Genomic DNA, 16,654 nt, shown 5'->3' with positions numbered 1-16,654 from the left:
CTCCCTTTTCCGTGCTACATTACAAATGAACAGTTAATTAATGTTATATTGTTACATATTATTCCACCTCCAGACGGGATAATATCAAATGAACCAAATAATTACAATAAACTATTTGAAAGTTAAGAAACTTTTAAAGTTCTAAATTCCTAGGTTAATTGGTTACAGTATTTGGTTGTGGCATAGAGATTTGTGGTAAAATTTATATAGAGTAATCCATGAAAGGAGAATGATATGAAGGTATTTGAGGCTGATTCATTACTCTCTGAGGCCGATAAAAGAACCAAAGAGTATAACGAACTAAGGTCGAAAATGGTGAAGCTAAGAAAAGCTTTTCAAAACGTAGCTAACCTAGATGACAGTGAGTTTTCAGGCAAGGGTGCTGACAACATTAAAGCATTTTATCATGATCATGTCGGTGTTACTGATCAATGGATTGATTTAATTGACATGAAGATTGCTTTCTTAAGCAGCATCTCTGCAAAACTTGAAGATGCTAAGATGTCTGATGCTTACATAGAAGAATCCTTTTTAGAGCACGAGCTGGCTAACGCCTACACAAAATCAAAGTCCATTATGTCTGAACAGAAGAAAGCCATGAAAGACATATTAAACGACATCAATGATATTCTTCCCCTTGAAATATTCTCAACAGAAGACTTCAAAGACAGACTTTCTTCTGCAGATGACAAACGTGAAAAAACAATCGATAAGCTAAACAAGCTTGATGAGAATTTGAAAACAGAATATGCTGAAACAGAGCCTAACGAACAATTCATTCAGCAAGATTTTAAAAAGCTGCAGGAGTCAACAGGCAAAGGAAAGAACGCTACACCAATTCACTATAACGCTAAAGCGTACAGAGAAAGTGACATACATAAGAAAAAAGGCGACATAGAGAAGCATTCTGAAGCTTACTTAAGCGTGAAGAAAGAAGAAGCAAAGGAACGTGAAATCAAGGAATTAAAGAAAAAACTTAATGACGGTGTCTCTGACCCTGATGAATATTTAGAGATTGCTAAAAAAGTAGGGTACGAGAATCTGGAGCCGGCTCAAGTGCAACTTGCAGTGCAAATTGAACAAGCGAAGCAGCTAGAAGGAGCAGGAGAAATCACCTGGGATATCGTAAAAGGTGTAGGAGTAGGCTTATATGATGTTGGTAAAGACACTGTAACCGGCATATGGGATTTCATCACCGATCCAGGAGAAACACTCTCAGCACTGGGGAATGCAGTTATTCATCCAGTGAAAACTTACGATGCCATTTCAGCAGCAATAGAAGAGTCATATCAAAAAGATATGGTGAATGGGGATGCCTATTCTAGATCAAGGTGGGTAACCTACGCTGTTGGTTCAGTGGCTGTAGCTGTTTTTGGAACCAAAGGTGCAGGAGCCATTAACAAAGCAGATGCAGCGGGCAAGGTAATAAATAAAGCAAGTCAAGCAGGTAAGAAAATCAAGGACGTTAAGATTCCAGATTTGCTGCCTTATAACCCTAAATACGACCTTGCTATGGCTGGGGGCGTGCCATACAATGTAGTAAACGGAGAAAGTTTAAAAAATAGACTGCTCCAATTAATTCAATCCGCAAATCCAAGAACCAGATTGCCAAGAACTAAAGGGCGCTGGGAAGGTACTCCAGGTAACGGTAAATGGTACTCTGATAAACCAGAAGTAAATGCAGTAACTAAAGGAGAACCTGTAGTATTTAAAGACAATAGACCAATTTTTACACCTTGGTCTAAGGGAACAATTAAGTTTAAAAAGGGCGAACTAACTGGTGAAAACTCTGACTTCGCTAAAGTTTATAAACGTATCAAGAAAATGAAAGGTTTTAAAACACAGGCCGAAGCAGAAGATTGGTTGAAATATACTGCAAAGCTTACTCCACACCACCTAGACAACAAAACTATTCAGTTGATCCCAACTGCACTACATAAGAATGTACCGCATATAGGGTCTGCATCGGACTTAAGGGGAGGTTATTAATATGAGCTTTCAAGATATCAATAATAAAATGAAGGAATTTGAGCTTAAGTACTATGGAGAAGGTTCTCATAAAAAAAGTAGCGAAGCAATTGAGAAATTTGAAAAAGACTTAGGGGTCGAAATAGATGAACTATTTAAGCAATTTGTACTGTACTACGGAGGTAGTAATATACTGGCAGACAATGTTGTTTTCCCAGTCCTTGAGAAAAACCCATGGGCAGATGATAACAAACTTAGATTAGGTATATTCTATGGGTTTGGCTTGGACGATGACGACTTTAATATTGCAGCTCTTACTGACACATATGATGATCAAATGCCTGATTGGATAATACCAATAGCTGACGCTGATGGTGGAAACCAAATATGCCTTGGTATAAAAGGGGAAGGAACAGGAAAGGTTTTTTTCTGGGATCATGAGTTGACGAATGGAGTAAAAGACACCTTTTTGATTGCTGATTCATTTGAAGACTTTATTCAAAGCTTATCAGTTGAAGAGGATTCAGATGAAGAAGATGACGAAGATGACGGTATTCTTTTCATGGAATTAGATGATGACTTACTAAACAGTTAAGCAAAAGTATTGCAATTGACAGTTTTTAAAGACCGGTACTTATTGAATCTGAACTCAATACATTAAGGTATCAAGGACTTTAATGGAAAATGATACTGAAAAGGAGTGAGATTCATGGGAGGATTTTATTTCTTTGGTGGTTTGATTTTAGCTTTTCTAATAGGTGTTGGTTTATTATCTCTTGGTGCTTATATGCTTTGGAAACTTATAAAGATGGCTAGGTTTGATGGAAGCTCGCTTTTGATTTTGCATAATCTCACTTTTTGCAAGTTGGAAATATTCTTATGCCTGAGAAGCTGTACTGTAGGCTTAGTTGAAGAAAAGGCTACTGATATGATTAACACAATACCAAAGTATTGTTGCTTGTCGAATCTAAATCCTCAATCCAAATAAAATAATGGTTTTATCCATAAAGCAATAGTATTGCAAATACCATTTTTATATGGTTATAATTAGGGTAATGATACAAATAATTATTTATTGCATTTTGATTTGTGGAAATGCATAAAATAAAAAAGACCTGGGGTGCGCTAACACCCACTGGTCATTGTTTGTACAAAAAGCCGCCCATCAGGGCTTGCTCGATGTTCAATCTGCGTAGACCTAACCCTTTAAGGTTCCTAAGCTCAAGGGAAGGTCTATTTTTTCTTTTGGCTTGACGTTACAATCATCATTATATTGAAGATCAACAAGACGGTATTTAATATCAATCCGCCAAAATTGATCATTATCATTAATGATTCGTAAACAGTCATTTTCCCACCCCCTTTCATAGGGGATGAGCAAGACTCCCTTGAGTGAGCAAACTTTATGTACAGGAAATATTATACTATACATAAATGTCCTTGTCGTTAAAAATTCACAATAAATTGACAATATGAAAAGAACTTGCTAAATGCAGGTTCTTTTTTTTATTTCAAATATTAAACAATTCCCTTCAAATGACGATATTTAACATGTAAACTTGTACCAAGGAGGATTTAGGAAATGAAGAAGAGAATTACATATGCACTGCTTGCTCTTCTAGCAGTTGTTGCTTTCGCTTTCACTGATTCATCAAAAGCAAAAGCGGCAGAAGCATTACCACTCTACTATCTACAAATTACAGGGATTACATCAGACGGAAACGATTTTGCTTGGGATAATATCACTTCTAGTCAAACCAAAGCGCCAAACGTTTTGAAGGGGAATAAACTATATGTGAAAGCTCGTTTTATGGGTTATACCAAGTTAACAGTTATCACAGGCAAAGACGGTAAGAATCTGTTGTATAACGGCACAGCTAAAATGTTTAAATCTGATGCTATCCTTGGTCAAAATAAGGTGGTAATAGGCTGGGATAAATATTTTGAGATTCCCATGGACGCACTTCAAGATAACTCTATACAGATTAAAGCATTGAGCTCAGGCACCACTTTTGTTTACAGTCAAAAAATTGATTTTGAAAGAGAGTGAACCAGGTGATTAGTACTTCTAATTATGATGTAACTAAAGATCCAAAATTCTTAGCTTTTTGCAGCTTAGCAACAGAAGGTTATGGTCAGAACAATACTCAGCAATCTTCCATAGGTTTTAACGAGTTTTGCGAAAAACTTGAGAAAAATGAGATCGTTAAACCCGAGAATAAAAAAAGCACGCTTGATTTGAATAAGTCTTTAGAAGACTGGAAAATGAGATTTACTGCAGGCGGAAACCTTTCTACAATGGATTCGCAGGTATTAGATGTTATCAAAAAAGCATATAACTTAGGCATGGTTAATAAAGATAATATGCTGTTACGAAATGAAGCAATTAATGCTTATAGAAATTCTATTTAAATAATGAAAACAATGCCCAGCTTAATAAAAATGCTGGGCGTTTTACTTATTGGGGTTATTTGCATTCAAATACTCTCGATGTTCTTTCTCCAATTTATTAATATCATCTTTTAATATATAGATCTTATATTTTTCCTTTGCTTCTCTAGACAGATTATCTTTTAAATACTCACGGAGCTTTGCTTCACTTTTGGTTTGATCCATGCCAATTGTAATTGCCGGATCTGTTTGACCAATTTGCACACTGAATATACCAAATTCATCCCGAATATTATCAATTACTTCCAAAGGGGACTTTTTATTTGCTTCGATTAAAGTAATACCCGACATAATCAAAGCAGGAACTAAGACCAAAAATCCGATTAGCCTCTTCTTCATTAACCATTACACTCTCCTTCATGGAAAAGAATCCCTCCTTTATTAATACTACGCAAATCATCATTGACCTTTATATTTTATTACCAACATTTACATCGAACTTTTGTTCTGGTTTATCTTGAATAAAGAACGTTTGTTCTGTTAATATTAGATCAATAAAGGAGTGAGTCGATATGCTTAGGGATCGAGGAACAATCAAATGGACATCAATGATGCTTCCAGAACATTTAACACAACTTAAACAAGATTTGATTGATGTATCAAAAATTGAAAAACCATCTTTAGATGACCAACAAATTGAAGAGATGGATCTTCTCGTCTCTGAGGCACTTGAATTTAATAAAGAGTTGAAATTCAAACTCTTTAACAATGGATTCGTTGAAAATGTCAACGGCAGAGTCCATTACATTAATTTTGAACAACACAGGCTTCATGTAAAAGATCAGCATGACAAAACAGTATATATCAACATGAATAACATCATAGGAGTTAGATACAATGATTGATTACTCACAATTTCCACGTAAGAATATACTTTGTGTCGATATGAAATCCTTCTATGCTTCTGTATCGGCTGTAACAATGGGACTTAATCCTTTAACATGCTACCTTGCAGTTGTAGGAAATACGGAGAGACAGGGAAGTGTAGTGTTAGCTGCATCTCCTGCACTTAAAAAAGATTTTGGAATCAAAACAGGATCGAGATTGTTCGAGATACCTGAAGATCCAAGAATACACATTGTAAATCCGCAAATGAAGCTTTTCATCAGAGTTTCGACTGAGATTACAAAGCTGTTTTACAGATTTGTTCCTGAAAAATGTGTCCATACGTATTCAATTGATGAATCTTTTTTAGATGCAGGAAAAGAAAATCCTGAAGAAATGGCCAAAGCAATTCAAAGTAGTATGCGGAGAGAGTTTGGCCTGATGTGTACAGTTGGAATTGGTGACAATATGTTGCTTAGTAAGCTTGCACTTGACCTGGAGAGTAAGAAAACGAAAAGCGGCATTGCACGTTGGAGATATGAAGATGTGCCAAATAAACTCTGGAAGGTTCACCCGTTGTCTAAAATGTGGGGGATAGGAGGGAGGATGGAAAGAAATCTGAATCGGATGGGAATATCAACTGTAGGTCAGTTAGCTAAATTTCCTTTAGAGCTGCTTGAAAAGAAGTTCGGAATAATGGGAAACCAGTTGTATTATCATGCTCATGGAATCGATTTATCAGAAATAGGAGCTCCTTTGATGCAAGGGCAGATTAGTTTTGGTAAGAGTCAGATTTTACTGAGGGATTATATAAGGAGAGAAGAGATTAAGGCTGTTCTTCTGGAGATTTGTGAAGAAGTCGCAAGAAGGGCACGGACACACAACAAAGTTGGTCGAACAATTAGCCTGGGAATTGGTTACAGTAAAGATGAGCTTGGTGGCGGATTTCATCGATCCAAAACAATTGATCTTCCCACAAATATCACGATAGACATATATAGATGTTGCTTGATGCTGTTTGATAAGTTTTACTCGGGTAAAACAGTAAGAAGTATCTCAGTTACGTTATCAAATATTGAGGATGATGTTAATCAACAGTTGAGTTTATTTGAAGTGGATAATGAAAAGAGAAGGAAACTTGGGTTTGTAATGGATGGGATTAGAAGTAAATACGGATCGAAAGCGATTCTTAGAGCAGTTTCTTATACATCTGCAGGAACTGCACTTCACAGAGCTGGACTTACTGGGGGACATAAATCATAAAAATAACCCCCTCAATTTGGAGGGGGGATAAGAAAAACATATTAAGAAGTATGTCCTCTGCTTGCAATTTCATACGAATGACCATCAGTAAAACCAATACTGGCTGTATGTCCTCTGCGTGCTTCTTGGACATCTTTTTGAGTGTTAGTTAAATAAATGCTTACAAATCCAATTAAAACAATGGCTAAAATAAAGACAGATGCATGCTTAAGTTTCATAAAGACAATCCCCTCTCTGAATTTGTTTACGGGCATAAAGCACTTTTTCATAATAAGCAACAGCCACTTTATGGTCTTCTTTTTCATTGTAATACTTCGCTGCATCTGATGCTAAATCCTCCACGTCTGAAAGCATTGACTTTAATTCTAAATAATTTAGAATTGAATTTAATTTTTCATTGTCATTATCTACATATAAGGCATGAATGAATTCAAACATTTTTGCCATAATCTCATCGTTTAAATTTTTGGACAAAGACAGACCGTGTGCACACCAAGAAATTCCCTCGGAGTGATTTCTCATTTTAAAAGTGGTTTTTGTCAACATAAGTAAGATATCTAATATGCGATTTGAATGTTCATACCCATTATCCTGATATACTCTAATGCCCTCCTTGAAGTACTCAGATGCCTTTTCATAAGCTTCCTCAGCAAAGGAACATAAGCCGAGATTGTAAAGAGATGATCCGATTAATCGTGACATATCGATTTCTCTTGCTTTATCTAGAGCATCTTTAAAATGAGGGATCGCTTTTTCAGGGTAGTCCATATCCAAATAGTTCAGTCCGATAACAAATGAGCATTGAATAACTCTTACAGTGTAGTTTTCATGTGCTTTATAACTATCGATTGCTTGAACAATGTGGTGCATCGACATATGTGTTTGCTTCATATGATAATAAATTTCTGCAACTTTATAGTGGAATTCAGCTCTTTCAATTTCATCTGCAACAAGTGATAATTTTCTCTCGGCTTGCTTATAGAAGCTTATGGCATTAAGATATTCGTATTGTTCAAATTCATACATTCCCCGGAAAAAGTTAAAATAATATTCAAGAATCCCTTTCAAATCAGTTTGACTACTTTCGATCTTTTCTAATAAGTCTGAAATTTTAGGTCGTTCTTCGTTCAATGTTTTTGGTTCAAGGTAGTCCAGCATCAGCTGATGGCGAAAACACATGAGAGAATAGTACAGCAATAAATCTTGATCTTCTTTCATATGCCTTATTTCTTCCTCGACCTCAGCTTTCAATATTTCCGAATCTGGGACACTAAATAATCTTATGTATTTATACCACTCATTTATTTTCACTCCAACTTTAGAAGAAGAGATCATCTGCTCCAACACAAGCCCTCCTATATTAAATATCTAAATATGTAATATTTTATCATATTTAAATGAATAAGGAAGATTAATGTTATCTTAAATAACGAAAAAAATACCCTCCTCGATTAAGAGAAGGGTAGGGGTTTTATCTTGGTGAATCATAATCCATTGCTTGTTCACTATCAGAAATACCTTGAGTTGTTGGGTCAACAATGATACCCATTGCAGTTAAAAATGTTAGAAATGCATTAAATTTCTCTGTTAAATCGTCACCAAATACAGTCAAGTCATACCCAAAAGCAGAGGCAATTGCTTGTACAAATAACAGCGTTGCAGAGAAAATTGCAACAAGAAATGTCTTCTTTTTCAGTCTTACTTTCCAGTTGATTTTATTCATTAAATCGTCTCCTGTTAATTTTATTTGAGGCCAAAGTGCATAAGCAACCATGCACCGATAATAGTGGTAATTACACTTGGTAGCACCTTGAATACAAGGTCTTTTGTAAACTGAGAGGGATCAATTTTACGAGTGGAATCAGAGCGTTCCAATATTTCAACTCGATTGTCTAGTTTTTCATATGATTTGCTTAGATTTTTTAAACTGTTACTCATTTCGTTAAGAGTACTGAACTGTTCTCTTGATTGTGCTTGAGAGTCTTTGTTAATTTCGACTTGTTGCTCAACAAGTGTAGCTATACGACCGATAACATTTGTTCTTTCTTCAAGAGAGTCAATCTTGCTATCAGTGTGTTTTGCTTTTTCTTCTAGTGCACTTAATCTTGAAATGGTGCTTTGCTCAAAATTATCCATTTGTCACCAACCTTTAATGAATATAGAAAGGTGACATTACATCACCTCCTAAAATTAAGAGGATAGTCAATGATACATTAGATCAATAAATATCCTCCGAGATAATTGAATATAATTAGATTTTTGAACCGAACTGTCCTGAGATGTATCCGCGTTTACCGTTATAAATAACTTCCCAGTAACCTTTGGAATTGTTTTTACCTTTAACTGAACCAGAAATTGAAACAGTGCTTCCAAGCTTGACTGTGCCAATATTTTTTGAACTATTTCGATCAGGTTTGTCCATTACGATTGCTGCGCTTGATACACCAACAATTTTGATTTTTCCCACGGATTTAATAGATGAGGAGTTTGAAGAAGTTGATGCTGTTTTTGGGGCAGAGGAAGAGGTTTTAATTGATCCTGTAACATCAACATATTTATCAGAAGCAGTGATGTAATATGTAGCGCCTTTAGAGTTCTTAACTTTGTATTGATACGCAGTGCCAACTTTAACTTTTTCAACAACTGTAGGGAATCCAATGCCTTTGTTTACTGTACCGACAACATCTTTATCTTCCCAAGATGGTTTTGAGTAGAAACGAAGACTGTCAACTTTTGATTTGAGGGAACCATTTGCTGCTGAAGAAGGGGAAGGAGAGGATGATGTTGGATTAGTTGAAGTAGTTGATTTGCCACCGAGAGATTTTAATTCAGCGGCAATTGCAGCTTTAACTTCATTCCAACGACCTTCATCTAAAACACGGTGAGGACAATATTTTCCAGACCACTCTTGGTGCTTCTTAACTCGCTCAACTCCCCAGCCACGTTCTTTGAGTAGTTGTGCAATGAACTTAATTGCCAGTGCTTCTGCTTTTCTATAACGTTCTCCACCTGATTTAGAGTAACAAACTTCCACACCAATTGACTTGCGGTTTCCTGTGCCATGTTCTCCATCACCGCAATGCCATGCATTCCGATTTGTAGGAAGTCCTTGTACAACTTCTTTATCATCTACAGCGAAATGATATGATACTGTTGCGTTATTATTTCTCATATAGCTAATTTCATTATTTGCTGATGCATCATTGGCCGTATTATGGAATGTGATATATTCAGCTGTCATTGCATAAGGACATTTAATTGTATATTTACTTGATGGTACCAGCATTTGTCTCGCTTGAATTGTCATAAAAACATCTCTCCTAATAATTAAATTTGAGCACAAAAAAGAGAGAAGGGGACTAAACCCAATCTCTCTTTATCTCACGTATGCTCTTGTTATCTCTGTCTTTCAAGTATGTATTTTGAATAAAATCTATATTTTATCTAGAACATAATCACCACCTTAAAATTTGCAAAATAAAAACACCTATTGGTTACAGGTGAATTCTTTGAAAATTATCCAATTGTTTTTCATGTTATTGAGCGGGGTAATCCTTTCCTGTAATTTCTTTGTATTGATCTTCAGTTATCCATTCAATTAAAACATATTCCTTAATTTTTTCGTCTGTATAGCATTTCCACTCATAAAACTGTTTGATGTCAGCTACTTCTGGGTATCGTGCCATTTAATATGCTCCCTTCAATTCATCGATTTGTTTTTGCATCTGAGCAATAACAAAAGCCTGCTCTGATTCCCTCATGCGTCTTTCCTCGTTTTCCTTTTCTGTCTTAGCAATCTGCAAAGAAAGTGCCGCATTTTGCTGTTTCAAAAGGTCAACAACCGAGATTTCATCTCCAACTGAACTTAAAACTGCGTCAATCTCTTCTTGGGTAGCTGATTCGATCCATTCTTGTTTCTCAGCATCAAACTTTGCTTTGAATAAAGAAGGTGAATCGGGAAGAGGGATAGTTGTACAATCTGATGGGATGACATAGTTACCTTCTTCATCCTTTTGAGATATGAGCATGGGCTCAATAAACATAAGATTTTCATCATATTTATAAACTTGTATCAAATTTTAACCTCCTTTAATTCAATGGGAAGCTTGTGTTCACATATGTATAAGTAACGTTTTCTCGACCATTAGCTACTAATCCCATTGCTTCCATTTCGCCGTTACTTCTAATTCCGATTTTCCTTGTTCCTGTAGTCCCGGCAACCTCATATGCTGCATAATGACTACGCTTTGGTCGTGCTCCAGATGGTAAAATTGCAAAAACGACTCCGTCCGTTAAAGGAATTGTTACTTTTCCTCGAATATGAACTAGACCGCCATTTATAGCAAATTGTAATTTATCACCTGAATCTGGGTTGGAAGCGCCGTTCATTAAAGCAAGATCATTCCAATCAAGACTTTGGCTACTCATAATTTCTACCCAATCACCAGTTAAACCATTGTTTGTTACAACACGAGTATATATTTTAATATCCCGTCCTGTTGAGTTTCTTTTAAGTGTTTGTACAACAGTACCATGAGGATCAGCAGGTTCAATTTGTAGCCACCAACCGGCATCCCCAGGGCTTGGATGGTCTTTGTAGTTAACTGTGTCTACTGTGTACATGTAATAAGAACCAACTTTTCGAAAGTCCTTTAAATTACTTAAACCTTCTGGAAGACCATTAGCATTTCCATTATTTCTGGTGAGTGCATAACCTTGATAGCCTTGTGAAAGATCTGCTGTAAATTTAGTAGCATTTTCTTTAGAATGGTAGGCATACAACTTATTGATCCTTTTCCCAACTGCACCAGTTACAACTCCGGCAAATAAAGACTTCTTACTAGTTTTTGGGTCTTTGTATAAAAAGACTGCTTCTGGCTCTCTAAAACTATCTTCATATTTTCCAGTGGGGCCATAACCAAAATCACAAGAGATGCGCTTTTTTAACTTGCCATCTATGAAACTAAACAAAGTTAATTCACACGGGTAGGTCTGGTTGTTTGTATCGCCTGTATACCAATACAAATCGTATCCATCTATCGCGAGGCCTTGGAGATAAGAAAGGTCACTTGGAATCGTGACTTTGCCCAGAACTTTATTCACTCCGTTTTTTACATCACTCAGTTTTCGGAGTTCCACTATACTATTGCCATCGGTAAGCTTAATACGAAAAGCTATCAGGCCGTTCTCTCTATCAATAACAGGAATAGTGTAGTAATTATTAAATTTGTTATATCGCTTGATGTAACTACTGTCTTGAGTTAGTGTTGCACCTGCCACATAAGGGAAGCGTACTAAGTCATTTCCAACAGTATTGCCGTTTGTGTCTACAACATCGTAGTTAGACCACACATATACTTTGCCACCTTCTCTTTCTAACCCTATGGTAGTTCCATGTCCGCCATGAACAAGTGTCATGCTGTCCAGCATAACCCCATTCTGGTTCATACGTGTAATGGTGAAACTCTCACTTTTATCTTGATTGACATAGGCAACTTGAGTACCATAAATGTCACCAGTCAATTCATCAATAACAAAACATTGTACGATAGAAGTGTGAGCTAAATTTAAAGTTGTGTGATAAACAGGGGATATTGTTGTAAAATCAAAAGTTGTTTCTGCTTTGTAAAACTCATCAAAATCATTTCTAACTGAACTTAAATCTGAACTAACTGAAGACAACTTATTTGAGATTTCATTGAAGTTGTTTGTAACTGAGCTTAAATCAGATTTAATTGAGCTAAAATTATTTACAATTTCATCGGCTGTGACTCTATTAGTTTGGGATTTAACTGCCATAGAATCAACAGGTACCCATTGTTTAGTTTCTTCATCATAATAGCCCATTGTATTTACTGGAATTAGGTTGTCACTCAATGATTTTCCTCCTTATCCTTTTCTTATCCAAATCATGTTGCTATCAGGGACATCTTTAGAGGGTTTGACTCTTTTTTTGCTAGGTGAGCTATTTGTTCTAAGCCATATTGTCCGAATATTGTAAGGTTCGATATAACTCGAAACAACGTTATAACCATCGAATTGATCTGAAATGCTAATATTAATCCAGTCAAAACCGTCCCAACGATATTCAATACCAGTTTCTCTAACAGTAACAACCCATCCAATTTGAGGATTTGGATAAGTGTCCATTAAATCTTGATATGTATAAACCATTGGCAAATATATTTTTCTAGTGTTTTCAACTACATACTCGTAATCGGAAGTTGCTTGTCTACACCAGTTTGTTATTTCGATGCATCGTTTTGTTACTCGTTCACACTCGGCGATTCTCTCATTCATCCGTATTATTGCATCTTCAGCATCATCAATAAGTCCTTGGAGAGTCTCTACAACCATGTTACCTTGACGTTTAATCCAAATTCGAGAGGCGGGGAAGAAGGCAGCACCTTCACCACTATAATTAAAGGTAAGTGATTTTCCTTCATTTGAAGCATTAAAAAAGACAACTCCCATAAGGTAATCAACCTTAAAATAATTGTCTTCAAGTTCACCATCTTCAATTTCTCGCCATTCCTTGTTTTCTCCAGTCACTTCGACACGAAACTCTCTGTTAGGAATCTCAGAGAGGAGTGCTCTTCCGTTGTATACAGTTAATGTCTCGCTATAGGTTAGATACGGGTCTTCAACTGAACCTTTTCTTTTTTTACTTAAAATTGGATCGTTATACAATTCAGCAAAGTCGGTCAGATTAATCACCTCGGTTTAATTTTGCTGGTAAGCTTCCCAGATATATTTAACGTTTAATTTATTTCCTCTGCAGTTACTGTCTGAGCCTGTGATAAAAAGATTGGTTCCTAGAGCACCATAGCTCAAATCTCCTCCAATAAGGGAAAGCCCAGTTGAAGTAACTTGATAGGCATAGCCCCCCAATTGATTTTCAATTACTAGTTGAGTGTCTTCAGTTGAGATCGGAGTTATTTTGACTAAATCTGGAGTAAAGGCGAGGGGGATTTGTTTACTTGGAGTGCCGTCTCCTGTATAAGTGCCCTTTGCAAACTTGGGAGGAACGGGGATATTTTCAGCTAATGCATAATCAGAGGCTGCTCGTCCACCTAACAGCTCTGCATTACCGTCTATTGAACCACTAATGATCCCTGATTCATTACGCACTGGTATAGAGTTTGGCGAGGTCGTTGTTGAAGCTGTAAAACCATTCAAGGAGTCTGCTGAACCAGCAGATGAGACAATCCATTCTTCTCCATTAAACAGTTCTTGTTTATTATTCTTTGGATTGATCCAAATTGTCCCTGTCTCTGGATATTCTGGCTTAGCTTCTGTAGAGATGGTATAAAGACCATTTACTTTTCCATTAAGGCTTCCTTTAACTTCAACAGAAGGAGAAGGGAGGTAGGGGTTTTCAGAGGGATGACTTGATTTAACTATATCCGAAAAAAGAATCTGATTTATATCTATATCTGCATCTACCCTTCGATATGCTTGAACACCAATAGTGTAGTACATATTTGAAGGTAATCCAGTAAAAGTGGCTGTACGCCTGTCATACTTAACATTTTGTAAGTTCTCACTAGCTTGCACAGACCCAAATGTGTACTCCTCATTGTCATCACTACCGTGCAAATAAACCTCAAATCCATCAATGTTGTATTTGTCCTCATCGGAATCAACATAATCCCACTTAATGGTAATATCAACTGACCCGTTATCATTTACCTTATGGGTAATCGCAGTGCCATCAGAAGCAATAGCAGGGGATGCCGGTTGCACTGAAATTCTGTCATTTCGAATATTGAAGTTTTCAGTTACTTTGTCCCATTCAATCTTTCTTTTATTTAATTCAGTACTTATTTTGTTTGTTCTGTAAACGGTCTTAACAATTTTCTCAAAATCAGATTGAACTCTTTTTCCATTTGTTATAGTGACACTAATATTTGATTGTTCAAAATCAATTGATATTGCTGTAAGTATGGCTTTAATATCGGTATTTAAATCGTTCTGTTGAACTCGTACTATGTCTCCTAAACTGAGTCTATCCCAGTTATGTTTTTCACTAAGACAGTTAAAAAAGTTTACTATATCGAGTGTTACATTTACTGGTGGTGTATTGCGACTTTCGAGTTCTTCGTTGGCATCATCATAAAGTTCATTCTCATCATAGATGCTGTCATTTGACCATTCAGTTGTTGAAATGAAGCGTGAGAGCAGTTTTTGCTGATTTTCACTAAAATTGTTCTCGAAAGAGAGCTTTTCTTTAAGCTTGGAAATTGAAGCAGATATTTGAGAAATTGTTGATTCAACTGTAGCAATTTGGTTTTTCTTTTCTGCAACTGCTTTCTGCTTTACGGCAAGTTGAGCTTTCAGTTGACTTGTGTCATCTCCAGCTTTCTTGGCAACTTCAATTCGATCTAATAACTTTTGGACTTCTAGATCAAGTGTGTAAAGCTCATTGTTCAATTCGGTTAAACCAGTTTCAGCTTCGTTCTTTTGAGTGAGAAGTTTATTAAATGCATTTCCTTCGTTATTAACAAGGTCATTGTAATCAAGAATAGCATGACAAAGTTCATCTGGCATATAGGCACTGTGGGAAATAACATTTCGTTGTTCGTCACGTTGAAAAGGGAAGAGGAAATAAGAGAAATCATCAATGTACGATTGTCCAGTTGGGTTCACTGAATTAATACTTATACCATCTTTTCCAGTAGCATATAGTCTTGTTATTAATTCGTCTGCATCATCAGAATCGTCCATGCTAATCATATATTGCCGAGGGTTCAGTTTAAGGCCTTTGTATTTGGAAACGTCTGATTCTTTATAAAAGCTTACAGTTTCTTTGACTGTATCAAAGACTGGAACTGCATCGAACTTTTCGCAAATTGAATATAAAAAATCAAGCTTGTTAGTTGATGATACATCAAATTGTCTTCGTTTTATGTTAAAGAGAGTATCTATATATCCAATTGTCCAGCTGGTATTTTTTAAACAGTCTGTAACTACTTCCTGGAGGTTTTTAGATGTCTCCTCATATTTAAGAACGCTTATTCTGCTCAATTCATGTTGAAGAGATCTGCACTCAACTTGTACAGTATCCATTTCACTGCTGAATGACTTGGTTCTTTTTGTGATAATAAACCAAATCGTGAGCCCATAAAACTCAGTTTTAATTAGGTACCAGGGTTTTAGTAAATCTACAACATGATTCCTTTTAATGACCCCATCATAGGTGGCCTTAAGTGGAATAGAGAAGGAGAGTTCGTGAACGCTGCTTCCATGATTTAAAGTTACAGTTGGATTCAGAACTTCATCAATGTTGGCTATTTTAGTCTTATCTGGCTTAGCAAGGGATAAGCGTATGTTTTTTATCTCTGTATCCTTGCGAATAGTTATCAATTTTTCACCTTCTTACCGATACTTAAATCTGAAAGTGAGTCTCAGTTTGCATTTTCCAGTCACTTTTAATCGGTTTTTTCCGTAATCCAATCTAATATAATTGTCATTGAAATCATCATATCTTTCATTCCCATATAAAGACGACTCGATTATTTCTTTATCACCATTCACTTTAACAATTTCTCTGTCTTTTAGATTGCTGAATATAAAGGGATCAGTATAATCACTCAGGTTCTCGATTTTTACATCGCCGTCGCCAATTTTAAAAATTTCAACAGTAGGGTAAATCGCAACATCGCCTTTGTTATGGAGTTCAATGGTTTTCATTCCTGATGATATATCAAAGGAATGAGTACTTGTGTTTCGACTATATGCATAAGGGGAGTTGCATTTCATTGTCAAACGAACATATCCATGTCTAGCCGCATTATGGACTAGATCACTGGTATCTACGGGCATTGCATAATACACAATGTCTAAATTTTCACTGAAAGCTAAGGGCTTGTAATCATCAACATCTAGCCAGCGCTTAATTGCTCTTATTTTTTTCTCTTCATAATTTTCACCAACATAAAAGTTTAAAGGAAATTGTTTTGCTTCTCTTTTGACACCTTCAGTGTACGGCTCTGATCTTCCTTTTACATAAGTTTCATTAACTGATCGTGAACCCAAAAAAGATTCCTCAACTAACCCAGACTCTGTATTAACGTTTTCCACTCCGTAGTCAATCGACTTTTCGTTGTCAAACAGGAAATATTGGCTCTGTCTAATCAATTTTTCA

The 16,654-nt window shown here is 36.2% G+C and carries 20 protein-coding genes; 7 read left to right on the top strand and 13 right to left on the bottom strand.

Translation table 11 applies throughout. From position 1 onward, the window contains the following. Positions 1-234 precede the first annotated feature (234 nt). From AC0C66_RS03535 to AC0C66_RS03525, 3 genes are all read left to right on the top strand, one after another. Positions 235-1,989 carry a T7SS effector LXG polymorphic toxin gene (locus AC0C66_RS03535; RefSeq protein WP_437388347.1) on the top strand — a complete coding sequence of 585 codons (1,755 nt, stop codon included), beginning with the start codon at positions 235-237 and terminating at the stop codon, positions 1,987-1,989. 1 nt (position 1,990) lies between these two features. Further along, a complete protein-coding gene (locus AC0C66_RS03530) occupies positions 1,991-2,563 on the top strand; it encodes an SMI1/KNR4 family protein (RefSeq protein WP_437388346.1) in 573 nt (190 codons plus the stop codon). A 114-nt stretch (positions 2,564-2,677) separates the two neighbouring features. Next, positions 2,678-2,956, top strand: a complete 279-nt coding sequence (locus AC0C66_RS03525; RefSeq protein ID WP_437388345.1) for a hypothetical protein — start codon at positions 2,678-2,680, stop codon at positions 2,954-2,956. Positions 2,957-3,201: 245 nt separating this feature from the next. On the opposite strand, the gene bsrG is transcribed toward AC0C66_RS03525, so the two are convergent. After that, positions 3,202-3,318: a type I toxin-antitoxin system toxin BsrG gene (gene bsrG / locus AC0C66_RS03520; protein WP_009967548.1), complete on the bottom strand. Its 117-nt coding sequence runs from the start codon at positions 3,316-3,318 to the stop codon at positions 3,202-3,204. Between the two features lie 232 nt (positions 3,319-3,550). Between bsrG and AC0C66_RS03515 the strand changes: the two genes are divergently transcribed. Together AC0C66_RS03515 and AC0C66_RS03510 are read left to right on the top strand one after the other, a co-directional pair. Further along, the gene (locus AC0C66_RS03515) at positions 3,551-4,018 is read left to right on the top strand and encodes a YolA family protein (protein WP_019712873.1); all 468 of its coding nucleotides are present in this window, start codon (positions 3,551-3,553) and stop codon (positions 4,016-4,018) included. Positions 4,019-4,023: 5 nt separating this feature from the next. Then, entirely contained in the window at positions 4,024-4,380 is a 357-nt protein-coding gene (locus AC0C66_RS03510) for a hypothetical protein (protein WP_019712874.1), read from the top strand. Positions 4,381-4,422: 42 nt separating this feature from the next. On the opposite strand, the gene AC0C66_RS03505 is transcribed toward AC0C66_RS03510, so the two are convergent. Beyond that, positions 4,423-4,758: a YolC/YozM family protein gene (locus AC0C66_RS03505; RefSeq protein ID WP_159376906.1), complete on the bottom strand. Its 336-nt coding sequence runs from the start codon at positions 4,756-4,758 to the stop codon at positions 4,423-4,425. A 173-nt stretch (positions 4,759-4,931) separates the two neighbouring features. On the opposite strand from AC0C66_RS03505, the gene AC0C66_RS03500 reads away from it, so the two are divergent. Continuing rightward, positions 4,932-5,264: a YolD-like family protein gene (locus tag AC0C66_RS03500; protein WP_437388344.1), complete on the top strand. Its 333-nt coding sequence runs from the start codon at positions 4,932-4,934 to the stop codon at positions 5,262-5,264. After that, complete coding sequence (locus tag AC0C66_RS03495) at positions 5,257-6,507, top strand: Y-family DNA polymerase (RefSeq protein ID WP_437388343.1); 1,251 nt, start codon at positions 5,257-5,259, stop codon at positions 6,505-6,507. The genes AC0C66_RS03500 and AC0C66_RS03495 overlap by 8 nt, the downstream gene beginning before the upstream one ends. Positions 6,508-6,548: 41 nt before the next feature. On the opposite strand, the gene AC0C66_RS03490 is transcribed toward AC0C66_RS03495, so the two are convergent. The 11 genes from AC0C66_RS03490 to AC0C66_RS03440 form a co-directional block, all read right to left on the bottom strand. Further along, positions 6,549-6,725 carry a hypothetical protein gene (locus AC0C66_RS03490; RefSeq protein WP_019712878.1) on the bottom strand — a complete coding sequence of 59 codons (177 nt, stop codon included), beginning with the start codon at positions 6,723-6,725 and terminating at the stop codon, positions 6,549-6,551. Continuing rightward, entirely contained in the window at positions 6,715-7,851 is a 1,137-nt protein-coding gene (locus AC0C66_RS03485) for a Rap family tetratricopeptide repeat protein (RefSeq protein ID WP_068947494.1), read from the bottom strand. The genes AC0C66_RS03490 and AC0C66_RS03485 overlap by 11 nt, the downstream gene beginning before the upstream one ends. 127 nt (positions 7,852-7,978) lie before the next feature. Beyond that, complete coding sequence (locus tag AC0C66_RS03480) at positions 7,979-8,230, bottom strand: phage holin (RefSeq protein WP_437388342.1); 252 nt, start codon at positions 8,228-8,230, stop codon at positions 7,979-7,981. A 20-nt stretch (positions 8,231-8,250) separates the two neighbouring features. Then, positions 8,251-8,643: a hypothetical protein gene (locus AC0C66_RS03475; protein WP_086352694.1), complete on the bottom strand. Its 393-nt coding sequence runs from the start codon at positions 8,641-8,643 to the stop codon at positions 8,251-8,253. 115 nt (positions 8,644-8,758) lie between these two features. Beyond that, on the bottom strand, positions 8,759-9,814 hold the full coding sequence (locus tag AC0C66_RS03470; protein ID WP_437388341.1) for a peptidoglycan recognition protein family protein: 1,056 nt from the start codon (positions 9,812-9,814) through the stop codon (positions 8,759-8,761). Between the two features lie 229 nt (positions 9,815-10,043). Beyond that, on the bottom strand, positions 10,044-10,193 hold the full coding sequence (locus AC0C66_RS03465; RefSeq protein WP_120028283.1) for an XkdX family protein: 150 nt from the start codon (positions 10,191-10,193) through the stop codon (positions 10,044-10,046). Further along, entirely contained in the window at positions 10,194-10,583 is a 390-nt protein-coding gene (locus tag AC0C66_RS03460; RefSeq protein WP_120028282.1) for a hypothetical protein, read from the bottom strand. A 13-nt stretch (positions 10,584-10,596) separates the two neighbouring features. Then, complete coding sequence (locus AC0C66_RS03455; protein ID WP_252360356.1) at positions 10,597-12,384, bottom strand: phage baseplate protein; 1,788 nt, start codon at positions 12,382-12,384, stop codon at positions 10,597-10,599. Between the two features lie 12 nt (positions 12,385-12,396). Then, positions 12,397-13,215: a hypothetical protein gene (locus tag AC0C66_RS03450; protein ID WP_120028598.1), complete on the bottom strand. Its 819-nt coding sequence runs from the start codon at positions 13,213-13,215 to the stop codon at positions 12,397-12,399. Positions 13,216-13,230: 15 nt separating this feature from the next. Next, positions 13,231-15,873 (bottom strand): DUF7359 domain-containing protein, encoded by a 2,643-nt coding sequence (locus AC0C66_RS03445; protein WP_437388340.1) that lies wholly within the window; start codon positions 15,871-15,873, stop codon positions 13,231-13,233. Positions 15,874-15,885: 12 nt separating this feature from the next. Further along, positions 15,886-16,647: a distal tail protein Dit gene (locus tag AC0C66_RS03440; RefSeq protein WP_326243140.1), complete on the bottom strand. Its 762-nt coding sequence runs from the start codon at positions 16,645-16,647 to the stop codon at positions 15,886-15,888. Positions 16,648-16,654 lie beyond the last annotated feature (7 nt).

The sequence above is a fragment of the Bacillus sp. VA13 genome, from assembly GCF_055710085.1.
The sequence above is the reverse complement of the archived record's forward strand: the minus strand, read 5'-3'. Positions and strand labels throughout refer to the sequence as shown.

Coding starts and splice junctions, on each gene's coding strand:
- AC0C66_RS03495 (WP_437388343.1), top strand. CDS start 5,257: ATGATTGATTACTCACAATTTCCACGTAAGAATATACTTTGTGTCGAT.
- AC0C66_RS03475 (WP_086352694.1), bottom strand. CDS start 8,643: ATGGATAATTTTGAGCAAAGCACCATTTCAAGATTAAGTGCACTAGAA.
- bsrG (WP_009967548.1), bottom strand. CDS start 3,318: ATGACTGTTTACGAATCATTAATGATAATGATCAATTTTGGCGGATTG.
- AC0C66_RS03535 (WP_437388347.1), top strand. CDS start 235: ATGAAGGTATTTGAGGCTGATTCATTACTCTCTGAGGCCGATAAAAGA.
- AC0C66_RS03470 (WP_437388341.1), bottom strand. CDS start 9,814: ATGACAATTCAAGCGAGACAAATGCTGGTACCATCAAGTAAATATACA.
- AC0C66_RS03465 (WP_120028283.1), bottom strand. CDS start 10,193: ATGGCACGATACCCAGAAGTAGCTGACATCAAACAGTTTTATGAGTGG.
- AC0C66_RS03530 (WP_437388346.1), top strand. CDS start 1,991: ATGAGCTTTCAAGATATCAATAATAAAATGAAGGAATTTGAGCTTAAG.
- AC0C66_RS03515 (WP_019712873.1), top strand. CDS start 3,551: ATGAAGAAGAGAATTACATATGCACTGCTTGCTCTTCTAGCAGTTGTT.
- AC0C66_RS03525 (WP_437388345.1), top strand. CDS start 2,678: ATGGGAGGATTTTATTTCTTTGGTGGTTTGATTTTAGCTTTTCTAATA.
- AC0C66_RS03490 (WP_019712878.1), bottom strand. CDS start 6,725: ATGAAACTTAAGCATGCATCTGTCTTTATTTTAGCCATTGTTTTAATT.
- AC0C66_RS03480 (WP_437388342.1), bottom strand. CDS start 8,230: ATGAATAAAATCAACTGGAAAGTAAGACTGAAAAAGAAGACATTTCTT.
- AC0C66_RS03500 (WP_437388344.1), top strand. CDS start 4,932: ATGCTTAGGGATCGAGGAACAATCAAATGGACATCAATGATGCTTCCA.
- AC0C66_RS03505 (WP_159376906.1), bottom strand. CDS start 4,758: ATGAAGAAGAGGCTAATCGGATTTTTGGTCTTAGTTCCTGCTTTGATT.